22 protein-coding genes are annotated in these 21,016 nt (G+C 58.9%); 17 read left to right on the forward strand and 5 right to left on the reverse strand.

Going from position 1 to position 21,016, the window contains the following annotated elements:
• Nucleotides 1-29: 29 nt before the first annotated feature.
• Nucleotides 30-308, reverse strand: coding sequence for a 30S ribosomal protein S20 (gene rpsT, locus ACYAR8_RS16860; protein ID WP_037015424.1), 279 nt, complete (start codon nt 306-308; stop codon nt 30-32).
• Nucleotides 309-558: 250 nt separating this feature from the next.
• On the opposite strand from rpsT, the gene murJ reads away from it, so the two are divergent.
• The 6 genes from murJ (at nt 559) to ispH (ending at nt 7,997) form a co-directional block, all read left to right on the forward strand.
• Entirely contained in the window at nt 559-2,103 is a 1,545-nt protein-coding gene (murJ, locus tag ACYAR8_RS16865; RefSeq protein ID WP_463580477.1) for a murein biosynthesis integral membrane protein MurJ, read from the forward strand.
• Between the two features lie 118 nt (nt 2,104-2,221).
• A complete protein-coding gene (gene ribF, locus ACYAR8_RS16870) occupies nt 2,222-3,169 on the forward strand; it encodes a bifunctional riboflavin kinase/FAD synthetase (RefSeq protein ID WP_074890515.1) in 948 nt (315 codons plus the stop codon).
• 1 nt (nt 3,170) lies between these two features.
• Entirely contained in the window at nt 3,171-6,002 is a 2,832-nt protein-coding gene (gene ileS / locus ACYAR8_RS16875; RefSeq protein ID WP_074890516.1) for an isoleucine--tRNA ligase, read from the forward strand.
• Nucleotides 5,995-6,507: a signal peptidase II gene (gene lspA / locus ACYAR8_RS16880; protein ID WP_463580478.1), complete on the forward strand. Its 513-nt coding sequence runs from the start codon at nt 5,995-5,997 to the stop codon at nt 6,505-6,507. The genes ileS and lspA overlap by 8 nt, the downstream gene beginning before the upstream one ends.
• A gap of 7 nt (nt 6,508-6,514) precedes the next feature.
• Nucleotides 6,515-6,967, forward strand: a complete 453-nt coding sequence (fkpB, locus tag ACYAR8_RS16885; protein ID WP_074890562.1) for an FKBP-type peptidyl-prolyl cis-trans isomerase — start codon at nt 6,515-6,517, stop codon at nt 6,965-6,967.
• Nucleotides 6,968-7,049: 82 nt separating this feature from the next.
• The gene (gene ispH, locus ACYAR8_RS16890) at nt 7,050-7,997 is read left to right on the forward strand and encodes a 4-hydroxy-3-methylbut-2-enyl diphosphate reductase (RefSeq protein WP_065987671.1); all 948 of its coding nucleotides are present in this window, start codon (nt 7,050-7,052) and stop codon (nt 7,995-7,997) included.
• A gap of 21 nt (nt 7,998-8,018) precedes the next feature.
• Here the strand turns inward: ispH and ACYAR8_RS16895 are convergent, their stop codons facing one another.
• Nucleotides 8,019-8,522 carry a GspH/FimT family pseudopilin gene (locus ACYAR8_RS16895; protein WP_463580479.1) on the reverse strand — a complete coding sequence of 168 codons (504 nt, stop codon included), beginning with the start codon at nt 8,520-8,522 and terminating at the stop codon, nt 8,019-8,021.
• Nucleotides 8,523-8,705: 183 nt separating this feature from the next.
• On the opposite strand from ACYAR8_RS16895, the gene pilV (ACYAR8_RS16900) reads away from it, so the two are divergent.
• The 11 genes from pilV (ACYAR8_RS16900) (at nt 8,706) to thiO (ending at nt 17,664) form a co-directional block, all read left to right on the forward strand.
• Nucleotides 8,706-9,146, forward strand: coding sequence for a type IV pilus modification protein PilV (pilV, locus tag ACYAR8_RS16900; protein WP_463580480.1), 441 nt, complete (start codon nt 8,706-8,708; stop codon nt 9,144-9,146).
• Nucleotides 9,143-9,844, forward strand: coding sequence for a PilW family protein (locus tag ACYAR8_RS16905; protein ID WP_463580481.1), 702 nt, complete (start codon nt 9,143-9,145; stop codon nt 9,842-9,844). Before pilV (ACYAR8_RS16900) ends, ACYAR8_RS16905 begins: the two co-directional genes overlap by 4 nt.
• A gap of 4 nt (nt 9,845-9,848) precedes the next feature.
• The gene (locus ACYAR8_RS16910; protein ID WP_463580482.1) at nt 9,849-10,340 is read left to right on the forward strand and encodes a pilus assembly PilX family protein; all 492 of its coding nucleotides are present in this window, start codon (nt 9,849-9,851) and stop codon (nt 10,338-10,340) included.
• A complete protein-coding gene (locus ACYAR8_RS16915; protein ID WP_463580483.1) occupies nt 10,337-10,759 on the forward strand; it encodes a type IV pilin protein in 423 nt (140 codons plus the stop codon). Before ACYAR8_RS16910 ends, ACYAR8_RS16915 begins: the two co-directional genes overlap by 4 nt.
• Before the next feature lie 125 nt (nt 10,760-10,884).
• Nucleotides 10,885-11,367, forward strand: coding sequence for a GspH/FimT family pseudopilin (locus tag ACYAR8_RS16920; protein WP_463580484.1), 483 nt, complete (start codon nt 10,885-10,887; stop codon nt 11,365-11,367).
• Nucleotides 11,367-11,837: a type IV pilus modification protein PilV gene (pilV, locus tag ACYAR8_RS16925; RefSeq protein ID WP_463580485.1), complete on the forward strand. Its 471-nt coding sequence runs from the start codon at nt 11,367-11,369 to the stop codon at nt 11,835-11,837. The genes ACYAR8_RS16920 and pilV (ACYAR8_RS16925) overlap by 1 nt, the downstream gene beginning before the upstream one ends.
• Nucleotides 11,834-12,526: a PilW family protein gene (locus ACYAR8_RS16930; protein WP_192133144.1), complete on the forward strand. Its 693-nt coding sequence runs from the start codon at nt 11,834-11,836 to the stop codon at nt 12,524-12,526. The genes pilV (ACYAR8_RS16925) and ACYAR8_RS16930 overlap by 4 nt, the downstream gene beginning before the upstream one ends.
• Nucleotides 12,527-12,591: 65 nt before the next feature.
• Nucleotides 12,592-13,047 (forward strand): pilus assembly PilX family protein, encoded by a 456-nt coding sequence (locus ACYAR8_RS16935; RefSeq protein WP_463580486.1) that lies wholly within the window; start codon nt 12,592-12,594, stop codon nt 13,045-13,047.
• Entirely contained in the window at nt 13,034-16,126 is a 3,093-nt protein-coding gene (locus ACYAR8_RS16940; protein WP_463580487.1) for a pilus assembly protein, read from the forward strand. The genes ACYAR8_RS16935 and ACYAR8_RS16940 overlap by 14 nt, the downstream gene beginning before the upstream one ends.
• A 14-nt stretch (nt 16,127-16,140) precedes the next feature.
• The gene (locus tag ACYAR8_RS16945) at nt 16,141-16,530 is read left to right on the forward strand and encodes a type IV pilin protein (RefSeq protein WP_463580492.1); all 390 of its coding nucleotides are present in this window, start codon (nt 16,141-16,143) and stop codon (nt 16,528-16,530) included.
• Nucleotides 16,531-16,560: 30 nt separating this feature from the next.
• Nucleotides 16,561-17,664 carry a glycine oxidase ThiO gene (gene thiO, locus ACYAR8_RS16950; protein WP_463580493.1) on the forward strand — a complete coding sequence of 368 codons (1,104 nt, stop codon included), beginning with the start codon at nt 16,561-16,563 and terminating at the stop codon, nt 17,662-17,664.
• A 78-nt stretch (nt 17,665-17,742) separates the two neighbouring features.
• Here thiO and ACYAR8_RS16955 read toward each other — a convergent pair whose 3' ends face one another.
• From ACYAR8_RS16955 to ACYAR8_RS16965, 3 genes are read right to left on the reverse strand one after another with little or no spacing between them, the layout of a single operon-like run.
• Nucleotides 17,743-19,083 (reverse strand): sigma-54-dependent transcriptional regulator, encoded by a 1,341-nt coding sequence (locus ACYAR8_RS16955; protein WP_463580488.1) that lies wholly within the window; start codon nt 19,081-19,083, stop codon nt 17,743-17,745.
• Nucleotides 19,084-19,085: 2 nt separating this feature from the next.
• On the reverse strand, nt 19,086-20,678 hold the full coding sequence (locus ACYAR8_RS16960; RefSeq protein ID WP_074890537.1) for a sensor histidine kinase: 1,593 nt from the start codon (nt 20,676-20,678) through the stop codon (nt 19,086-19,088).
• Entirely contained in the window at nt 20,668-20,907 is a 240-nt protein-coding gene (locus tag ACYAR8_RS16965) for a PP0621 family protein (protein WP_074890538.1), read from the reverse strand. The genes ACYAR8_RS16960 and ACYAR8_RS16965 overlap by 11 nt, the downstream gene beginning before the upstream one ends.
• Nucleotides 20,908-21,016 lie beyond the last annotated feature (109 nt).

Raw genomic sequence — 21,016 nt, forward strand, 5'->3', positions numbered from 1 at the left:
TGGGGTCGGTTTTTTAACAAGCGAATCGCTTAGGCTGCAGCAGCAAGGTTCAGAGCCTTGATGTGGCCATTCAAGCGACCTTTATGGCGAGCAGCTTTGTTCTTGTGGATGATGCCTTTATCGGCCATACGGTCGATAACTGGCACAGCCAGAACATAAGCAGCTTGCGCTTTTTCAGCGTCTTTAGCGTCGATGGCTTTAACTACATTCTTGATGTAGGTACGAACCATGGAACGCATGCTGGCGTTGTGGCTGCGACGCTTCTCAGCCTGTTTTGCACGTTTTTTGGCGGAAGGTGTGTTGGCCACCGTCGAGCTCCTCGAAAGACTTGGGAAATAGCTAACAAAATAGGCCGCGAATCATGCCGATGAGTTTGACACTTGTCAAGGGCAGTTGATGCGTTCCGCTGAGTGGTCGCCGTGTGGTGCCGAGGTGATTTCTTTCCGGCGTGCGACCTGTAAACTCGCGGGCTTTGGCTCTGAGCTGTTTTGCGGCGCGGAGTATCGCATATATGGAACGCGCTTTGGCGCTTCCTTTAGTCAGGCGTACAACCTTTCGATGAATCTACTCAAATCGCTTGCCGCCGTTAGCTCTATTACGATGCTTTCGCGGGTGCTGGGCTTTGTCCGCGATACCATCATCGCGCGTGCATTTGGCGCCGGCATGGCCACTGACGCCTTCTTTATCGCTTTCAAGCTGCCCAATCTGCTGCGCCGGATTTTTGCCGAGGGCGCCTTCTCTCAGGCATTCGTGCCCATCCTCGCGGAATACAAAAGCCAGCAGGGCGAAGAGGCGACCCGCACATTTGTCGCGTATGTCACCGGCCTGCTAACCCTCGCCCTGGCGATCGTCACCGTGCTGGGCGTCGTGTTCGCCCCATGGGTCATCTGGGCCACCGCGCCGGGCTTTGCCGATACGCCGGAAAAATTCCAGCTCACCTCGGATCTGCTGCGGGTCACCTTTCCTTATATATTGCTCATCTCGCTGTCGTCGCTGGCCGGCGCGATCCTCAACACGTGGAATCGCTTCTCCGTTCCGGCGTTCGTGCCGACGCTGCTCAATCTGGCGATGATCTTCTTCGCGCTGTTCCTCACGCCGTATTTCCACCCGCCGGTGATGGCGCTGGGCTGGGCGGTGCTGGCGGGCGGGCTGCTGCAGCTTCTTTATCAACTGCCGCACCTGAAAAAGATCGGCATGCTGGTGCTGCCGCGCCTGAACCTGCGCGACACCGGTGTCTGGAGGGTGATGAAGCAAATGCTGCCGGCCATGCTCGGCGTTTCCGTCAGTCAGATTTCGCTGATCATCAACACCGTATTCGCCTCGTTCCTTGTGGCCGGATCGGTGTCCTGGATGTACTACGCCGACCGTCTGATGGAGCTGCCTTCCGGTGTGCTGGGCGTGGCGTTGGGGACGATTCTGCTGCCGATTCTCTCGAAAACCTACGCCAGCCGGGATCGTCAGGAATACTCGCGTATCCTCGATTGGGGCCTGCGCTTATGTTTCCTGCTGGTGCTGCCGTGCACCCTGGCGCTAGGGCTGCTCGCCGAGCCGCTCACCGTTTCGCTGTTTCAGTACGGCAAGTTCGACGCCGTGGATGCTGCGATGACCCAGCGTGCGCTGGTCGCGTATTCGGTCGGGCTGCTGGGCATTATCGTGATCAAGGTGCTCGCCCCGGGTTTCTATGCTCAACAAAATATCCGCACGCCGGTGAAAATCGCGATCTTCACCCTCATAGTGACTCAACTGTTCAACCTGCTTTTCGTCTACGTCATCCACCTTGCACATGCCGGTCTGGCGCTGGCCATCAGTGTCGGAGCGTGCCTGAACGCTTTGCTGTTGTTCTGGCAGCTTCGCAAACAGGATCTGTTTCAGCCGCAGCCGGGGTGGCCGGTGTTTCTAGGCAAGCTGATTGTCGCCGTGGCGGTCATGTCCGCCGTCCTGCTGGGCCTGATGCATGTGATGCCCGCCTGGTCGGACGGTGAGATGCTGCAGCGATTCCTGCGCCTGGGCGTGCTGGTGCTGGCGGGTGTCGTGGCGTATTTCGGCACCTTGCTGGTGTTGGGTTTCCGGGTCAGGCATTTCGCTCGCAAGGCGATCCTGTAGGATCAGTCGTCGTTTTCTGCCGGTTAACGTCGATTGTTGTGGTTTGCCCGGATGTGTCGCCTGTCGTAGACGGCGGTGTGTGGTTATAATCGGCCACTTTATGAGCAAGAAGCGCGTTATGCAGCTGGTTCGAGGCCTTCACAATCTGCGCCCGCAGCACCGGGGCTGCGTCGCCACCATCGGCAATTTCGACGGTGTACACCGGGGTCATCAGGCTATCCTGGCGAGACTGCGTGAACGCGCCGTCGAGCTGGGCTTGCCCAGTTGTGTGGTGATCTTCGAACCGCAACCGCGCGAGTTCTTCGCTCCCGAGACGGCCCCGGCCCGTCTGGCCCGACTGCGCGACAAGCTCGATCTGCTGGCTGGCGAGGGTGTTGATCTGGTGCTGTGTCTGGCATTCAACCAGCGCTTCAGCAAGCTCAGTGCATCGGAGTTCGTCGACACCGTGCTGATCGATGGCCTGGGCGTGAAGCATCTGGAAGTCGGCGACGACTTCCGCTTTGGTTGTGACCGAGTGGGCGATTTCGATTTCCTGCAAAAAGTCGGCGCCGAACAGGGCTTCACCGTCGAAGCGGCGCAGACCGTCGAGATCGATGGCGTGCGCGTCAGCAGCACCAAGGTGCGCACGGCGCTGGCCGCCGCAGACTTCACCCTGGCCGAGCATTTGCTGGGCCGCCCGTTCGAAATCTCTGGCCGGGTACTGCATGGTCAGAAGCTGGCGCGTCAGTTGGGTACGCCCACGGCCAACGTGCAACTCAAACGTCGTCGCGTGCCATTGACCGGTGTCTATCTGGTCAGCGCACAGATTGACGGCAAGGTATGGCCGGGCGTCGCCAACATTGGCGTGCGTCCCAGCGTGGCGGGCGATGGACGTCCCCACCTGGAGATTCACCTTCTGGATTTTACCGGCGATATTTATGGCCGGCGTTTGACGGTGGTATTCCACCAGAAGCTGCGTGATGAGCAGCGCTTTGCCTCCCTTGAGGCGCTCAAGACGGCGATCGATGCGGATGTCGCTGCCGCTCGTGCCCACTGGCACGACCAACCGCTAAACTTTAGAGCCTGAAATGACCGACTACAAAGCCACGCTTAATCTTCCGGACACCGCCTTCCCTATGAAGGCCGGCCTGCCCCAGCGCGAGCCGCAAACTCTGCAGCGCTGGGACAGCATTGGCCTGTACCAGAAGCTGCGCGAAATTGGCAAGGATCGGCCCAAGTTCGTGCTGCACGACGGGCCTCCGTACGCCAACGGCAATATCCACATCGGTCATGCGGTCAACAAGATTCTCAAGGACATGATCGTTCGCTCGAAGACCCTGTCGGGCTTCGACGCGCCTTACGTTCCGGGCTGGGATTGCCACGGTCTGCCGATCGAGCACAAAGTCGAAGTCACACATGGCAAAAACCTGCCTGCGGACAAGACCCGCGAACTGTGCCGTGCCTACGCGGCCGAGCAGATCGAGGGGCAGAAAGCCGAGTTCATTCGTCTGGGCGTACTGGGCGACTGGGCCAACCCGTACCGCACCATGGACTTCGCCAACGAGGCCGGGGAAATCCGTGCGCTGGCTGAAATGGTCAAGAACGGCTTCGTCTTCAAGGGCCTGAAGCCGGTCAACTGGTGTTTCGATTGCGGCTCGGCACTGGCTGAAGCGGAAGTCGAATACCAGGACAAGAAATCGTCCACCATCGACGTCGCCTTTCCGGCGGCCGATGGCGACAAGCTGGCTGCCGCCTTCGGTCTGCCAAGCCTGGGCAAACCTGCTGCCATCGTGATCTGGACCACCACCCCGTGGACCATCCCGGCAAACCAGGCGCTCAACGTTCATCCGGAATTCACCTACGCGCTGGTCGACACCGGCGAGCGTCTGCTGGTGCTGGCTGAAGAGCTAGTTGAGTCCTGCCTCAAGCGCTGGAACCTCGAAGGTTCGGTGCTGGCGACTGCCGAGGGTTCAGCGCTTGAGCTGATCAACTTCCGTCATCCGTTCTACGATCGTCTTTCGCCCATCTATCTGGCGGACTACGTCGAGCTGGGCGCGGGTACCGGCGTCGTTCACTGCTCGCCCGCCTATGGCGTCGACGACTTCGTGATCTGCAAGGCCTACGGCCTGACCAACGACGACATCATCAGCCCGGTGCAAAGCAACGGCGTGTACAGCCCGTCGCTGGAGTTCTTCGGTGGCCAGTTCATCTTCAAGGCCAACCAGCCCATCATCGACAAGCTGACCGAAGTCGGCGCGTTGCTGCACACCGAAACCATCACCCACAGCTACATGCACTGCTGGCGCCACAAGACGCCGCTGATCTACCGCGCCACCGCGCAGTGGTTCGTCGGCATGGACAAGCAGCCGACGTCGGGTGACACCCTGCGCAACCGCGCCGTGAAGGCCATCGAAGAAACCAAGTTCGTCCCGGCATGGGGGCAGGCGCGCCTGCACTCGATGATCGCCAACCGCCCTGACTGGTGCATCTCCCGGCAGCGCAACTGGGGCGTGCCGATCCCGTTTTTCCTGAACAAGGAAAGCGGCGAGCTGCACCCGCGCACTGTCGAGCTGATGGAAGAAGTCGCTCAGCGGGTCGAGCAGGAAGGCATCGAAGCCTGGTTCAAGATGGACGCTGCCGAGCTGCTGGGTGACGAAGCGCCGCACTACGACAAGATTTCCGACACCCTGGACGTCTGGTTCGACTCCGGCACCACTCACTGGCACGTCCTGCGCGGCTCGCACCCGATGGGCCACGAAAGCGGTCCTCGCGCCGACCTGTACCTGGAAGGTTCCGACCAGCACCGCGGCTGGTTCCACTCGTCGCTGCTGACCGGTTGCGCCATCGACAATCACGCGCCGTACCGTGAGTTGCTCACCCATGGTTTCACCGTGGACGAAAACGGCCGCAAGATGTCCAAGTCGCTGGGCAACGTCATTGCCCCGCAGACCGTCAACGACACGCTGGGCGCCGACATCATGCGTCTGTGGGTTTCGGCGACTGACTACTCCGGCGAGATGGCCGTCTCCAACACCATCCTGCAGCGCAGCGCCGATGCGTATCGACGCATTCGCAACACCGCGCGCTTCCTGCTCTCGAACCTGACCGGCTTCAACCCGGCCACCGACTTGCTGCCAGCCGAAGACATGCTGGCGCTGGATCGCTGGGCCGTGGATCGCGCGCTGCTGCTGCAACGTGAGCTGGAAGAGCACTACGGCGAGTATCGGTTCTGGAACGTCTACTCGAAGGTGCACAACTTCTGTGTGCAGGAGTTGGGCGGTTTCTACCTCGACATCATCAAGGATCGCCAGTACACCACCGGCGCCAACAGCAAGGCGCGTCGTTCTTGCCAGACCGCGCTGTTCCACATCTCCGAAGCGCTGGTTCGCTGGATCGCACCGATCCTGGCGTTTACCGCCGATGAGCTGTGGCAGTACCTGCCGGGCGAGCGCAACGAGTCGGTCATGCTCAACACCTGGTACCAGGACCTGACCGAGCTGCCGGAAGGCTTCGAGCTGGACCGCGCCTACTGGGAGCGGATCATGGCGGTGAAGGTGGCGGTCAACAAGGAAATGGAGAACCTGCGCGCGGCCAAGGCTATCGGCGGCAACTTGCAGGCCGAAGTCACGCTGTACGCCGAAGACGCGCTGGTGGCGGATCTGTCCAAGCTGAGCAACGAGCTGCGTTTCGTGCTGATCACCTCAACGGCCAGCGTCGCGCCTTTCGTCAGCGCGCCTGCCGATGCCGTGGTCACCGAAGTGGCCGGCCTGAAGCTCAAAGTCGTCAAATCCGGCCACGCCAAGTGCGCGCGCTGCTGGCATCACCGCGAGGACGTCGGGGTCAATCCTGAGCATCCAGAGATCTGCGGTCGTTGCGTCGACAACATCAGCGGCGCAGGCGAGGTTCGTCACTATGCCTAATGCATCGGCTGGCCGTATGGGCCGACTGGGTTGGTTGTGGCTGAGCGTGCTGGTGGTGGTCATTGACCAGGCCAGCAAGTTCTACTTCGAAAACCGCCTGGAGTTGTACGAGCAGATCGTCATCCTTCCTGACTACTTCAGCTGGATGCTGGCCTACAACACCGGGGCTGCGTTCAGCTTCCTGGCCGACAGCTCCGGCTGGCAGCGCTGGTTGTTTGCGCTGATTGCGGTCGTGGTGAGTGCGGTGCTGGTGGTCTGGCTCAAGCGGCTCGGGCGAGACGAAACCTGGCTGGCGGTTGCCCTTGCCCTGATCCTGGGCGGGGCGCTGGGCAATCTGTATGACCGAATCTTCATCGGTCATGTCATAGACTTCATATTCGTGCATTGGAAAGAACACGGCTTCCCGGCCTTCAATGTCGCGGACAGCGCCATTACCGTTGGCGCGATCATGCTGGCTCTGGACATGTTCAAGAGCAAGAAAACCGGAGAAACCGTCAATGACTGATCAGTTGATGACCGAACAGGCTACTCAGGAAACACGCATCGGTCAGAACACGGAAGTCACCCTGCATTTCGCGCTGCACCTGGAAAATGGTGACACCGTCGACAGCACGTTCGACAAGGCCCCGGCGACCTTCAAGGTCGGCGATGGCAGCCTGCTGCCGGGCTTTGAAGCGCTGATCTTCGGCTTCAAAGCCGGAGACAAGCGCACCCTTCAGGTACCGCCGGAAAACGCTTTCGGTCAGCCGAATCCGCAGAATGTGCAGGTCATGCCGCGTTCGCAGTTCCAGAACATGGAGCTGTCAGAAGGGCTGCTGGTGATCTTCAACGATGCGGCGAACACTGAGCTGCCGGGCGTGGTGAAAGCGGTGGACGATGATCAGGTCACCGTCGACTTCAACCATCCGCTCTCCGGCAAGACGTTGACCTTCGAAGTGGAAATCTTCGAGGTGAAGGCACTCTGAGCATTGCCAGAGCGCTTGGCCCCGGCACTGTTCGGGGCCTTTTCGTTTATATGTTTCATTGCGCGTAGACACGAGGCACATCATGCAAATCAAACTCGCCAACCCACGTGGCTTCTGTGCCGGGGTGGACCGTGCGATCGAAATCGTCAATCGCGCGCTGGAAGTGTTTGGCCCGCCGATCTACGTGCGCCATGAAGTGGTTCATAACAAATTCGTCGTCGAAGACCTGCGCAGCCGTGGCGCGATCTTCGTCGAAGAACTTGATCAGGTGCCGGACGACGTCATCGTGATCTTCAGTGCCCACGGCGTGTCGCAGGCGGTGCGTACCGAGGCGGCAGGCCGTGGTCTGAAGGTGTTCGACGCCACGTGTCCGCTGGTGACCAAAGTGCATATCGAGGTCGCGCGCTATAGCCGTGACGGCCGCGAGTGCATCCTGATTGGTCATGCCGGCCACCCTGAGGTCGAGGGCACAATGGGGCAGTACGATGCCAGTAATGGTGGCGCGATCTATCTGGTCGAAGACGAAGCGGACGTCGCCAATCTCCAGGTGAGCAATCCCGAGAACCTGGCTTTCGTGACCCAGACCACGCTGTCGATGGACGATACCAGCCGTGTCATCGACGCCTTGCGCACACGATTCCCGGCCATTGGTGGCCCGCGCAAGGACGACATCTGTTACGCCACCCAAAACCGCCAGGACGCGGTCAAGGTATTGGCCGATGAGTGTGACGTGGTGCTGGTGGTCGGCAGCCCGAACAGCTCCAACTCCAATCGCCTGCGTGAACTGGCTGAACGCATGTCGACCCCGGCCTATCTGATCGATGGCGCCGAAGACATGCAGCGTAGCTGGTTCGACGGCGTTGGACGCATCGGCATTACCGCCGGCGCTTCGGCGCCTGAAGTGCTGGTGCGTGGCGTGATCCAGCAGCTGCACGCCTGGGGAGCTACCGGCGAAGACGAGTTGGCCGGGCGCGAGGAAAACATCACCTTCTCGATGCCCAAGGAATTGCGCGTCAAGTCGCTGCTGTAATCCGGTCATCCTGTCACCGCATCATGCACAGGGCTCGCTGCCGAATCCTTCGGATCGCAGCGTGACCCTGCCGGTCACCGCAATCGCCAACTGATAGCGACTGGCGGGTGCGTCTTTGAGGCACACCGCCAGTGTCCCGTTGGCGTTGTTCAGCAGCCGCCCCGTGTTATCGAAACCAATGCGCACGGCCACCTTGGTGTTGCCGACGACCCTGACGTTGCGGTGGCTGGCGAACTCGGCGAGCGACAGCTCACCCTCGTCCTTGAACTGGTTGCGGTTGCTGTCGACGAACACATTCCAGCCTCGGCTCCAGTCATTTTCCAGCGCCTGCATCACCACCGGCTGACTGCGCAGAATCGCCTCTGTGCGAGCCATGCGCAGCCCGCTGGCCAGTTGCTGAGCGGTGTCCTGACGTCGCTGTGAGTCGATCAATTGGCCGAAGGCGGGGATCGCCAGGGTCGCGATGATGGCGACAATCACCAACCCAGCCAGCAGTTCAATCAGCGTCAATCCTTGCTGTTTCACGAGCGTCTTCCGTTGAGTGCGGCGCCCAAGGAAACACCCCCTCAGCCGCGCTGACAACCGGGTCGATTGTCAGCCGGTATGTCCGCAAGGCGCCGTTACACATCCTCCGGGCAAACTGCCGCGCATCGTCTTCACTGTTGGCTGCAAAGCGGACGGCAGAGGTGGGCGATGGCAGGGAAGGCGATGCAATCAGGCATGACACTGATCGAAGTGATGGTCGCGCTTTTGATCTTCAGCGTTGGCATTTTGGGTGTGGCGATGCTGCAGCTCAACGCGCTGAAGTACACCGACAGCTCGATGCGCAGCCTGCACGTCAGCTTCATCGCCCATGATCTTTTCGAGCGCATCCGTGCCAACTCTCGAAGCAGTTACGCGCTGGCTTCGCTGAGTCAGGCGCCAACGTCCGGCAGTCTCGCCGTCCCTCGACAGCAAGACTTGTACGACTTCGCTACACAGTTGAAGCGCGCCGTCGGTGACGACGCCGAGGCATCAATTGCGGTAGCGGGATCGAGCGTGACCCTCACATTGAAGTGGGACGATTCCCGTGCCAGCCAGAATGCCGCACAGAAGCAAACGCTGACGTTGACCGCAGATGTCTCCGCCAAGTGGGGGCCACGACCATGAAGAGTCTGGAGAAGGGCTTTGGCCTCGTCGAAGTGATGCTGGCGCTGGTGCTGGGATTGGTGATGTCGCTGGCCTTGGCGCAGATATTCATCAGTTCGAAGAGCAGCTATGCCAGTCAGACATCGTCCGCCAGCCTGCAGGAGGACGCGCGATTTGTGCTCAGCAAAATGGTCCAGGAAGTGCAGTTGGTAGGAATGTTCGGCTGTTTGGGGAAAGTCGACGACGCCAGTGTCGGCACTGGCTTCTCCAAGGCGTTTGAGGAGCCGATCCACTGGGACGCCAGCTCGCAGACATTGAGTCTCGCCACGGCCGGAACCGGGGAGGGTGGCGGCTGGTCGACCTGGGTCATTCACACCGACTGCGTGTCATCCGCCACCGCTTACTCCAACGGCCGAGCGCCCCGACTTGCCGCGGATGAAACAGCGTTGCCAGTTCACCGGCAGGTCTATCGCTTCAACAAGGCGCGCAATGAACTTTCGCTGAACGGCCAGCCTCTGGTCAGTAACGTGCGCGCGTTCAGCGTGCTGTTCGGCGTTGCCGGCTCGACCAGTGACCGGTCAATCGCCCGATATGACGCCACTGCCGAGCCCTCGCTGATCCGCAGTGTGCGATTGACTCTGACCCTGTTCGACCCCGCAGACCGAGCCCATGAACAGACCATTGATGTTGTCGCCGCCATCCGTAATCGACTGGGGTGAGCGCATGAACGTGAATGCACAACGTGGGGCCGTGTTGATCGTTAGTTTGGTGTTCCTGTTGTTGCTGACCCTGTTGGCCACATCATCGATGCAGAACGCCACGCTCCAGGAAAAAGTGGCCGGCACGCTCAAGCTACGCGATGCATCGTTTCAGTCTGCCGAGACAGCGCTGCGCATTGCGGAAGCGAGAATCGTAGCGCCGGGTTTTTCCCTGCCGCCCTGTCCGTCGCCAGCGAGATGTTTGCCTCCACCTGAAGCGCTGACACTTTCCAGTAGCGGAACGGGCGGGGACTCGGGTGTGAGTTGGGTCGCAACACGCGGTGGCTTCTACGGTATTCAGCATGTCGGCAAAACTGATCAACCAGCAGGTGGCGGAGACGGTCAGCTCTGGAGTTTGTACCGCGTGACCGCTGTTGGCATTGAGGGCGAATCACGCACCGTGCTCGAAAGCATCCACACCCAGGAGCGCCGCGTGATGTGGCGGCAGCGGCAATGAATAGACAAACCGCGGGCTTCACCCTGATCGAACTGCTGATTGCCGTCGCCATCGTCGCGATTCTCGCCGCCGTCGCGTATCCGCAATACAACGAATACACCCGGAAAACCCGCCGCTCGGAGATTGCTGGGGTGCTGGTTGAAGAGGCGCAGAAACTGGAGCGGTTTCACTCGAGGGCAGGGCAATACTCGGACGTCAGCGGGCCGCCGGCGTTTAGTCATGTGGTGTCGGTTGGGAATGGGGTTTATCGGATAGGGGCAGAGCGCAAGGAGCGGACGTTCACGCTGACCGCGTCGCCGATTGACGGGGGGATGATGGGAGGCGATGCGTGTGGGAGTTTTGTGCTGGAAAACACTGGCAAGCGCGACAATCTCGGGATGTCGGGGGCTGCCAGTGTGTCGGGGTGTTGGGGGCGCTGAAGTGACTTAGGTCGGCTAAGGCGCCGCGGGTCAGGGCGTTCGTCCGTCGAAAACAGCCACACATCCCCCCGGTAAATATTGAAACAACCGGTTGCTATATAGTTTCTCCATTAAGGAGAGATTAAATGGCTAAAGGGTGTCGGGGTTTTACGCTGGTCGAGTTGCTGGTGACCATCACATTGGTCGGCATCCTCGCCGCGATCGCCGTTCCGAGTTTCAGCACGGCGATCCAAAACACCAAGGCAGATACGGAGGTCAGCGACTTTCAGCGTTTCCTTAATTACGCCCGCCAACAGGCTATAAATAGCGGCACTGTCATCCGTGTAACACCATCGGTGGCGGGCACCGCCTGGAATACTCAGCTGAGTGCCATTGATCCTGCGGCAACGGCGCCGATTCCCATTCTGCGAGTTTTGCCAGCGATGGACTCTGCATCGGTGCTTACAGTGAGCGGAAATCCTACAGCGATTGACTTCAACAACTTGGGCGGTTTGGCCGCCCCGGTGCCGACGGCGGCCGCTGCCGTCAGCGTTACCTACACACGCGGTACCATTACCCGAGTGATCAACATATGCCTGAGCGGCCGTATCGTATTGGGCGGTTGCTGATGAACGCTATTATGGATTCCAGGCAACAAGGCACGACGCTCATTGAAGTATTGGTCGCCCTGCTTGTTCTGGCGATTGGGCTTCTGGGCGCGGCGGCACTCCAGTTGAATGCGTTGAAGTACACCGACAGTTCAAGGCTCAGCAGTCAGGCCAGCTTTATTGCGTACGACATGATGGATCGGATCCGTGCCAATCCTGATGCTGACTATAGTCTGGCATCCTTGGCGGATGTGGCCTCTGGTCCCAATTTGAGTGTTCCGCGCACGCAGGATCTCTACGACTTCAAGACCAATATCCAAACTCTCGACCCCGTCACGGGCGATGGGACCATTACGGTGGATCCGACGTATAAGAGGCTGGTCACCATTACGGTGACCTGGAGTGATGCCCGGGCCGCCAACCCGGCAACTCCCTTGCAGACCTTTACTGTGAAGAGTCGTGTGGCGATAGACGCGAAGGTGACGCAATGAAGCACCGCGCCAGGGGCTTCGGCCTGATCGAGATCATGATCTCGCTGCTATTGGGTTTGCTTATAGTGGCGGGTGTTATTCAGATTTTCATTTCAGCCAAGAACACCTATCTGTCACAGAACGCCTCGGCGGTCATGCAAGAGGATGCACGTTTCATCCTCACCAAGATGGCTCAGGAAATACGCATGGTCGGAATGTTTGGCTGTCTGGCGACGGTCAAAGACTCAAGCGCCAACAGTGACTTCGCCGCTGCGCAAATGACGCCAGTTCGGTGGGATAACGCAACGTCGAAATTGACGCTGGTAACAGCCGACGTGGGAAATAATGGTGGTGTTCCGACCTGGACCGTTGTCTCCGATTGCAAGTCAGGAGCGACCGCTCGGACCGGAACGGCCATCCCTGCCGCCACCGAATTAGCATTTCCAATACGCCAACTCGTCTACCAGTTTGCGAATAAGCAGTTACTTCTTGGGGGGGCTGTCATCGTCAATAACGTGAATGACTTCTCGGTGATGTTTGGTACTGCCAATACGGCGTCGGACACAACGGTTACAGCGTACACCGCGACGCCCGCCAGCATGGCTACGGTGCGCAGCGTCAGGCTGACCCTGGAACTGCAGGACGCAACAGGTCGAGTTAAAAACCAGAAGTTCAGCGTTATGACCGCTTTACGTAACCGTCTCTACTAGGTGTTGCCATCTTGAATGTAACCAGACACAGAGGTGTACAACGTACCCGGGCCCGCGAGCGCGGAATGGCGCTTATCGTCAGTCTGGTGTTTCTGTTGCTGCTGACGTTGATCGGGATTTCATCAATGCAGAACGCTACGCTTCAGGAAAAGATGTCCGGCAGCGTCAAGTTCCGCAACGAGTCTTTTCAGATTGCGGAGGCGGCTGCGCGTATGGGGGAGTCTGCAGTTCAGGCCACTAATTACAAGCTGGCGACATGCATAAAATGTGCTCCACCTCCGGAAGCTACAAGCGTAACGGGACCGGGTGCCAACAGTACCTCGGGAGTGACCTGGTTCGCGACGACAGGCACGACGGGAGGTTTGTGGGCTGTCCAGAAAATCGCCACAACCAAGGACCCGGTTAACATCAATTCTGTGGGGTGGGATGAAAGTAAGTCGTGGACGCTTTATCGCATCACAGGCGTTGGCATCTCTGGTAACTCACGAACTGTAGTGGAAAGTATTTATGCCAAACGTTGAGTGGTGCCGCAGGGCAAGGCTTTATCTGTGCAAGCTGATGATGGGCGCACTGCTTGGCCTTTATGGCTCGGCCACCGCTTTCGCCGCATTTGTGCCGTCTGATTCTCCCTTGTTAACCGTGGGGTCGGTGACGCCGAACGTCATGCTGCTGGTGGATGACTCCGGGAGTATGAACAGCATCATTTGGGCTTCAGGGTTTGATCCCAATGCGGATCCGGTGCAAGTGTACAACTGCAGCTCGGACTCTAACTGCCTCTTCATCAATGCCCTGGACATGACTGACACCAACTTTTTTGTAGGAAATCTGCGCGCTGGGGGATGTGCTTTTGGGTACGATGGCTTTTATAAAGCCTCAACCGGCAGCGTCGTTTGCCTTAAACTGCCCGACCCCGTGGGAAACGGGAATACCCGGTACACCACCGCTTATATCAGCTATTTGATTTCTGCGACGTCTGCATCCAGAAAAGACTACACAGATGGAACGGTCCCCAACGATTACCGAATCAACGTCGCTCGGACGGTGTCCGCGGCGCTAGTCGCCAGCAACCGAAATCTGCGAATAGGCTTAGCTACCTTCAATCCCCCAACGACCGGTAACCCTGGGCCCGGCGGCAATATCGCCAGAGCGATTAGCGACTTATCACAGACCACTTCCACAACGTCCAGCCAAGCCACCACCAACTACAACGCACTGATTTCTTCTATCAACGGCCTCGCAGCAATCGCGAATACGCCACTGGCTGAAACGTATTACGAAGTGACCCGCTATTTTCGTGGCATGGCGCCTTATTACAACACCACGCCTACCACCTACACGAGCCCCATTCAGTACCGGTGTCAGCGCAACTATGGCGTCGTTATCACCGACGGGCTGCCGACTTATGATCGAACTTTCCCCACTAATGATCCGCTAGGTGGTGCAAGCCTTCCCAACTGGGACGGCAAGAATAACGATGGTGATAACCTCAATGGCGATGGAGAGGGTGACACCCTTTACCTGGACGATATCGCGAAATTCGCCTACGACATCGATATGCGAACGGGCGGGACCGATGCCGCCAATAAGGGGTGGGATGCCACCGATTTCCCCAAGCAGAACATGTTTACCTACACAGTTGGATTCACAGCCGCTAATGCCATGCTTTCCGACGCAGCGGTTTACGGAAAGGGTATCTACTATCAAGCGACTGACAGTGCGGGTTTGAATACGGCCTTGTCAGCAGCCCTGAATGACATCACCTCCCGTGCAGGAACCGGGGGAGGTGTAGCGTCGAATTCACCCACACTGTCGAGCTCATCGGTTTATTTCCAGACCCAATACGATCCGACTGACTGGCGGGGCACAATCAAGGCTTCGGCAATTTTGGCTGATGGAACCGTAAACACCGCATCGCCTATCTGGTCCACCGACAAACAAATCATTCCGGGCATTACAGCTACTTACGAGTCCTGGAACTCCCTGACCAATGCCGTTATTCCGTTGTCCTTTCCAAGCTTTTCATTGCCCCAACAGACCGTGCTCAACGCCAATCTGCCGCTTGGGATTTCTGGGCTGGATTTAGTGCAATGGAGTAAAGGGACGAACAAGACAGGATTGAAAACGCGTACGGTGTTGCTCGGTGATGTGATCAACTCGCCCTTGACGTACGCCTCACCTACGGACAACCCAGCGTCGGACCCTGCCTCTGATAATAGCTATTCCACGTATTTGGATATCAAATCAAACTCAATGAGTCCCTCCCTCGTGGTCAACGCCAATGATGGGTTGGTCAACGTGATCGACCCGTCGACGGGTAACAGGCTTTATGGGTACATGCCATCCACCGTTCTCGCGAACCTGCATTACGTCGCTGACCCTAACTACATCAACGGCGTATCTCACAAATTTTTGGTGGATGGGCAAATTTCCATCGTAGATGTCCAGTTTGCTTCGTCCTGGAAAACTCTAGCCATCGGGGGGACGGGCTCCGGTGGCAAGGGATTTTATGCGCTGCAGCTGTTTAATGCCGGTGCTTCTAATACGGTTAAAGCGCTTTGGGACATCAGCAGCGTTAGCACAGGTTTTGCCAACATGGGGTACGCGTATGCCAAACCGGAGGTGGCTCAACTGCCAGACGGCCGATGGGCAGCATTCATCTCTAATGGCTATGGCAGCACCAATGGCGTGGCGTCACTCTTTGTAGTTGATGTCAGCAATGGGGCTCTGATAAGAGAGATCGCCGTCGATACCTCAGGCAACAATGGATTGTCTTCAGTCAAGTTACGCGTCAATGCACAGAGTGTTGTTCAGTACGCTTATGGCGGTGATTTGAAGGGTCAGATGTGGAAGTTTGACTTCACGGGGCAAACCTCATCCACCTGGAAAGTAGGGCTGGGTGGAAGTCCACTGTTCACTGCCTCAGGAGGGGCGAATCAGCCGATCACTGCTCAGCCGGTCGTGGGAAATAATCCGAACGGCGGCAAGATGGTTTATTTTGGCACGGGCAAATTGCTCGAAACCGCGGACAAGACCACGACCGCGACTCAAGCGTTTTATGCGGTCTGGGACAATGACGGGACGGGTGCCAACTATCGCGAAAGCGACCTTGTAGCGCAGGCTATAAATGGGGTCTCAAGCGGAGCTTCTGGGCAGTTTTTTACCACTACCCAAAATGATGTGAATTATGCAGCCAAGAAAGGCTTCTACCTTCCGTTGATCTATAACACCGTCGCGACGGGGGAGCGTGTCATCTATCCGGCGACACTCGCGTTCGGCCGGGTTCGATTTACCACGGCTATCGTCGACACAGGTGATCCATGTTCAAGCTCTGGATCGGGTAGATATGCTGAACTTGATGCATTAAGCGGGCGGATGCTTAGCTATCCGGTTCTGGATACAAACGGTGATGGGCAGGTCAACAGCGCTGACGCTAATTCAAGCGGTATCCTGATAAGCGGTGGCGTGCCTAACGCAGCCGTTACGCTTGATAAAGAGAACGGCAATCAAGCAATTCCTTTGGGCGGTTTAGGTACCCCTCAAACCATCACTGATTTGGGCGGGGTGTCAAACCGACGCATCATGTGGCGACAGATCAGATGAGGAAAGAAAAAATGATGGGCAGTAAAACGAAGGGATTCACGCTTATAGAGCTGATGATCGTGGTCGCCATCGTCGGCATTCTGGCGGCGATCGCTTACCCCAGTTATACCGAGTACGTGCGGCGCACTCACCGGACCGAAATAGCCGGAATCCTGATGGAGCAAAGCCAGGTGCTGGAGCGTTACTTCACAAAGACCGGTAGCTATAAAGACGCGACGGTGCCAGTCTCCAACGACTGGTACAAAGTTGCGTTAGTATCCGACGCAACAACCTTTACCTTGACGGCAACACCCATTCCCGCCTCCATGATGAACGGCGACAAGTGCGGCATCTTCACTATCTTCAATACCGGCATCCGCACTAACTCCACCGGGCTGTCGAACAAAGACTGTTGGGGCCGTTGAATCCATGCAGATGAACAAGCCGTGGCCGCTGTGCTAAATCAAGACATAGTCATCATCGGCGGCGGCGTCATCGGCCTCCTGACCGCCTTCAACCTTGCCTCCAAAGTCCGAAGCGTAACGCTGCTCGACCGCTCGGAAGTCGGCCAGGAATCCTCATGGGCTGGCGGCGGCATTGTGTCGCCACTTTACCCATGGCGTTACAGCCCGGCCGTTACGGCACTCTCGCACTGGTCGCAGGATTTTTACCCACAGCTCGCCGAGCGCTTGCTGGCAATGACCGGCATCGATCCGCAAGTCCACAAGACCGGCCTTTACTGGCTGGATCTAGACGACGAAGCAGAGGCGCTCGAATGGGCATCGCGTCTGAATCGTCCGCTGACATCGGTGGATATTTCTTCGGTGTACGACGCCGTCCCCGTCATGGGCGGTGGCTACTCACGTGCAGTGCACATGGCCGACGTCGCCAACGTCCGCAACCCGCGTCTGGTCAAGTCGCTGAAGGCTGCGTTATTGGCGTTGCCCAATGTGGTCATTCGAGAGCACTGCCAGGTCATCGACTTCCTGCGCGAGGGTGATCGCGTACTGGGTGTCACGACAGACGAGGGCGATGTGCTCGGCGACAGCGTGGTGCTGGCGGCAGGGGCATGGAGCGGCGATCTGCTCGGCAAACTGGGGCTGGCGCTGCCCGTTGAGCCGGTCAAAGGGCAGATGATTCTCTACAAGTGCGATGCCGACTTTCTGCCGAGCATGATCCTCGCCAAGGGTCGTTACGCGATTCCCCGGCGCGACGGGCATATCCTCATCGGCAGCACGCTCGAGCACGAAGGGTTTGATAAGACACCCACCGAAAATGCTCTGGAAAGCCTGAAAGCCTCGGCGGTGGAATTGATTCCCGCTCTGGCTGACGCACAGGTGGTGGGACACTGGGCAGGGCTGCGGCCGGGCTCGCCGGACGGCATCCCTTTCATCGGCCCTGTGCCGAATCATCAAGGCTTGTGGCTCAACTGCGGCCACTACCGCAACGGCCTGGTACTGGCGCCGGCCTCGTGTCAGTTGCTGACGGATTTGCTGGTGGGGGATGAGCCGATTATCGATGAGGCGCCGTATGCGCCTGCTGGAAGGTTTAACGCTTGAGGGGTTCAGCCGGATAACAGGTCCCAAAAAGGGAACGATCGGTCCCTTTTTGGGACCTGTCCAGCGCCGCGGAACCCGTCACTCCAGCCCAAGCTTCTTCAACCGATAACGCATCGACCTGAACGTCAAATTCAAACGCTGCGCTGCCGCCGTGCGATTCCAGCGGGTTTCCTCCAGCGCCTGCAGGATGAGCTTGCGCTCAATGCTTTCCAGATAGTCTTCCAGGTTATCGATGTTGGCAAGGCTCGGGCCGTCCTCCTCGGCGGGGCGTGACGGCTCGGCCAGGCGCAGATCGGCGGTGTTGATCTGGTCGTCTTCGCACAGCGTGTAGGCCCGCTCAAGCATGTTTTCCAGCTCGCGCACGTTGCCGGGAAAGCGATAGCCCTTGAGGGCCGCCAGCGCGTGGGGAGGGAGGACGGTGGCTGGTTCGCCAGCGGATTCCGCCAGGCGGCGCAGCACGCTGTTGGCGATCTCTTCGATATCCTCGCGGCGTTCGCGCAGGGGCGGTACTCGCAGCTCGATGACGTTCAGCCGGTAGTACAAATCCTGACGGAAACGCCCGGCGGCCACTTCCTGATTGAGGTCCTTGTGGGTGGCGCACAGCACGCGAACATCCACTACTTGCTCCTGCTGGCCGCCAATCGCGCGGACGGATTTTTCCTGGATCGCGCGGAGCAGTTTCACCTGCATCGCCAGCGGCAGGTCAGCCACTTCATCGAGAAACAGCGTCCCGCCGTTGGCGACCTGAAACAGCCCGGGCTTGTCTTCGTGGGCGCCGGTGAAGCTGCCTTTGCGATGTCCGAAGAATTCACTTTCCATCAGCTCTGACGGGATCGCGCCACAGTTGACCGGCACGAACGGCTGCTCGGCGCGCGGGCCTTGCTCATGAATAAGCCGGGCCACCAGTTCCTTGCCGCTGCCTGATTCGCCGCTGATGTAGATTGGCGCCTGGCTTCGCGCCAGTTTGGCGATCTGCTTGCGTAGCGACTGCATCGGCGGAGAGCTGCCCAGCAGGCGATGGTCGATGCGGTTGTCTTCGGCAGGCGCTAGGCGCAGGCGCAAGGCACTGGTCACCAACTCACGCAACCGCGTCAGGTCGACCGGCTTGGTCAGGAAGTCGAACGCGCCGGCTTTCAGGGCATGGATCGCCGTGTCGAGGCTGCCGTGGGCGGTGATCATCGCCACCGGCACCTGGTTGTGGCGCTTCTGAATGTGCTGCACCAGTTCCAGGCCATTGCCATCTGGCAGGCGCATGTCGGTCAAGCACAGGTCAAACGCCTCGCGCGCCAGCCACTCTTGGGCTTCCTTGACGTTTCGCGCGCTGCGGGTGTCCAGTTTCATCCGTCCAAGCGTGATTTCCAGCAACTCACGAATGTCCGGCTCATCGTCGACGATCAGGATCTTTTGCCGTTGGCTCATGTTCAGCTCAGCTTGAACGGATGGGCGAAGGTAATTCGCATGCAGCTTCCGCCACCTTCCCGTGGAATGTAGTTGAGGCTCGCCTGATTGCTTTCGCACAACTCGCGCGACAGGTACAGGCCCAAGCCGGTTCCTTTGCTTTCGGTGGTGAAGAAGGGTTCGAAGATTTTCGGAAGATGCTCTTCGGCAACGCCCGGCCCGTCGTCGATGACCTCCAGCGTCGGCAGCTCACTGAACGGTGCTTGAAACAACCTGAGCCAGACTTGCGCCTGTTCGTGCCGCTGGCCGCTGTAGCGCAACCCGTTTTGCAGCAGATTGCTCATCACTTGCTGCAACTGCTCGGCGTCCATCTGCGTACTGAGCACGCCGGGGCCGATGTCCAGATGCACGGCCTGATTAGCGGTCAGCTCGTCGCGCAGGTTCCGGACGAACGCCTCAAGCCACTGCTTGAGATCCAGCAGATGGGGTTCGGTCTGACGTCGACGAGACAACTGCAGAACGTTCTCGATCACCAGATTCATCCGCCGCGATTGATCGTGAATGATCTGACTGAGACGCCGGTCCGGAGCGGTCAGTTCCTCGGATTCCAGCAGCAGCTGGGCGGCATGACTGATGGCGCCCAGCGGGTTGCGGATCTCGTGGGCGATACCGGCGGTCAGTCTGCCCAAGGCAGCGAGTTTGAGCTGCTGGGCCTGTTGGGAAATCTGGGAAAGGTCGTCGAGAAAAACCAGCGTGTGGCGATGACTGCCTCGCGTCAGTGCGATGAAACCCGGACGCAGCACCGGACCGACGGCCGAAGTGGTGATGGCGCGCGGTGCCATCGATGGATTGGTTGTCCACTGACCCAGGCGCTCTACCAGTTGCGGCGAATACGCGTCGACGATTTCGCCCAGCAAGCGCTCGTGCCCCAAGAGGTTCAGCGCGCTCTGGTTGGCGAGCAGCACTTTGTGATCCTCGTCGAGCACCAGGATGCCGGTCCGCATGCGTTGCAGGATCAGCGCATTGAGCTCTTCAAGGTTGTCGACGTCAGCAGCGCGACGTTCGGCGATGTCTTCGCTGAGCTGAAGTCGTCGTGCGAGGGCCTGTACCAGCAGTGCCGCCGCGAAGCACAGAGCGCCCAGCGAGCCGGCCTGTACGAAATGATTAGCCGCTGAAGGCTTGTGATAGCTGATGTAGAAGGTCAGATAGATGATGCCGATGGCTGACAGCGCGGCAATCAGCAGCCCGGTTCGCTTGCGCAGCAACACATTGCTGATCGCCACCGAGGCAATGATCAGGTTACCAATGCCGCTCGGTGCACCGCCCCCGGCGTAGAACAGCGCCGCCAGCATCAGCGTGTCAGCCATGGCCAGGGAGAACAGTTGCCCCTGGCGGCTCGGGCGTTCGAGCAGCACCACGACAAGGATGTTGAACACCAGATACAGCCAGCAGCCGATGCGGAACAGCTCGATATCGGCCAGCTCCAGCAGTTCGGCATCCAGGCTGCTGGAGATCAGCAGCACCAGCAGCACACCAATGCTCAGACGGTACAGGTGATACAGCCGCAATATGCGCTGGGCCTGAGGCGTCGTCAGCGAAAGGCTGTCAGCGGTCACGTGCAGCGGGGCCCTGCAAACGGTGCGCTTCGGTGCAGTACCATCGCTGGTCCTGGCTTAGCGCGCGATCGCGGAGGACATGCACGCCACATTGCGCGCAACGCACCATGGGCGCGGCGTCGAGTTCCGGCGTTGCGGGTTTCGGGCGTGGGGCAGGGCCTTTCACCAAGCGTTTGAAAAACCAGATGGCCGCCGCGATCAGGGCGATCCACATAATCAAGCGAATCATGTCTGTCAGCTTATGAAGTGAAGAGCGCGCAGTGTAGCCAAGCGGGTGTCGGCCGCACAGTCATCTCCATCGCCGTATGCTGTCGGAAAACGGTCAGGCATTAAAAAAG

Source organism: Pseudomonas sp. HP_01 (assembly GCF_055284355.1).

Coding starts and splice junctions, on each gene's coding strand:
- ACYAR8_RS16920 (WP_463580484.1), top strand. CDS start 10,885: ATGGCTAAAGGGTGTCGGGGTTTTACGCTGGTCGAGTTGCTGGTGACC.
- ACYAR8_RS16930 (WP_192133144.1), top strand. CDS start 11,834: ATGAAGCACCGCGCCAGGGGCTTCGGCCTGATCGAGATCATGATCTCG.
- murJ (WP_463580477.1), top strand. CDS start 559: ATGAATCTACTCAAATCGCTTGCCGCCGTTAGCTCTATTACGATGCTT.
- ACYAR8_RS16905 (WP_463580481.1), top strand. CDS start 9,143: ATGAAGAGTCTGGAGAAGGGCTTTGGCCTCGTCGAAGTGATGCTGGCG.
- pilV (WP_463580480.1), top strand. CDS start 8,706: ATGCAATCAGGCATGACACTGATCGAAGTGATGGTCGCGCTTTTGATC.
- ileS (WP_074890516.1), top strand. CDS start 3,171: ATGACCGACTACAAAGCCACGCTTAATCTTCCGGACACCGCCTTCCCT.
- ACYAR8_RS16955 (WP_463580488.1), bottom strand. CDS start 19,083: ATGAGCCAACGGCAAAAGATCCTGATCGTCGACGATGAGCCGGACATT.
- fkpB (WP_074890562.1), top strand. CDS start 6,515: ATGACCGAACAGGCTACTCAGGAAACACGCATCGGTCAGAACACGGAA.
- ACYAR8_RS16935 (WP_463580486.1), top strand. CDS start 12,592: ATGGCGCTTATCGTCAGTCTGGTGTTTCTGTTGCTGCTGACGTTGATC.
- ACYAR8_RS16915 (WP_463580483.1), top strand. CDS start 10,337: ATGAATAGACAAACCGCGGGCTTCACCCTGATCGAACTGCTGATTGCC.
- ACYAR8_RS16965 (WP_074890538.1), bottom strand. CDS start 20,907: ATGATTCGCTTGATTATGTGGATCGCCCTGATCGCGGCGGCCATCTGG.
- ACYAR8_RS16945 (WP_463580492.1), top strand. CDS start 16,141: ATGGGCAGTAAAACGAAGGGATTCACGCTTATAGAGCTGATGATCGTG.
- ispH (WP_065987671.1), top strand. CDS start 7,050: ATGCAAATCAAACTCGCCAACCCACGTGGCTTCTGTGCCGGGGTGGAC.
- lspA (WP_463580478.1), top strand. CDS start 5,995: ATGCCTAATGCATCGGCTGGCCGTATGGGCCGACTGGGTTGGTTGTGG.
- ACYAR8_RS16910 (WP_463580482.1), top strand. CDS start 9,849: ATGAACGTGAATGCACAACGTGGGGCCGTGTTGATCGTTAGTTTGGTG.
- ribF (WP_074890515.1), top strand. CDS start 2,222: ATGCAGCTGGTTCGAGGCCTTCACAATCTGCGCCCGCAGCACCGGGGC.
- ACYAR8_RS16940 (WP_463580487.1), top strand. CDS start 13,034: ATGCCAAACGTTGAGTGGTGCCGCAGGGCAAGGCTTTATCTGTGCAAG.
- pilV (WP_463580485.1), top strand. CDS start 11,367: ATGAACGCTATTATGGATTCCAGGCAACAAGGCACGACGCTCATTGAA.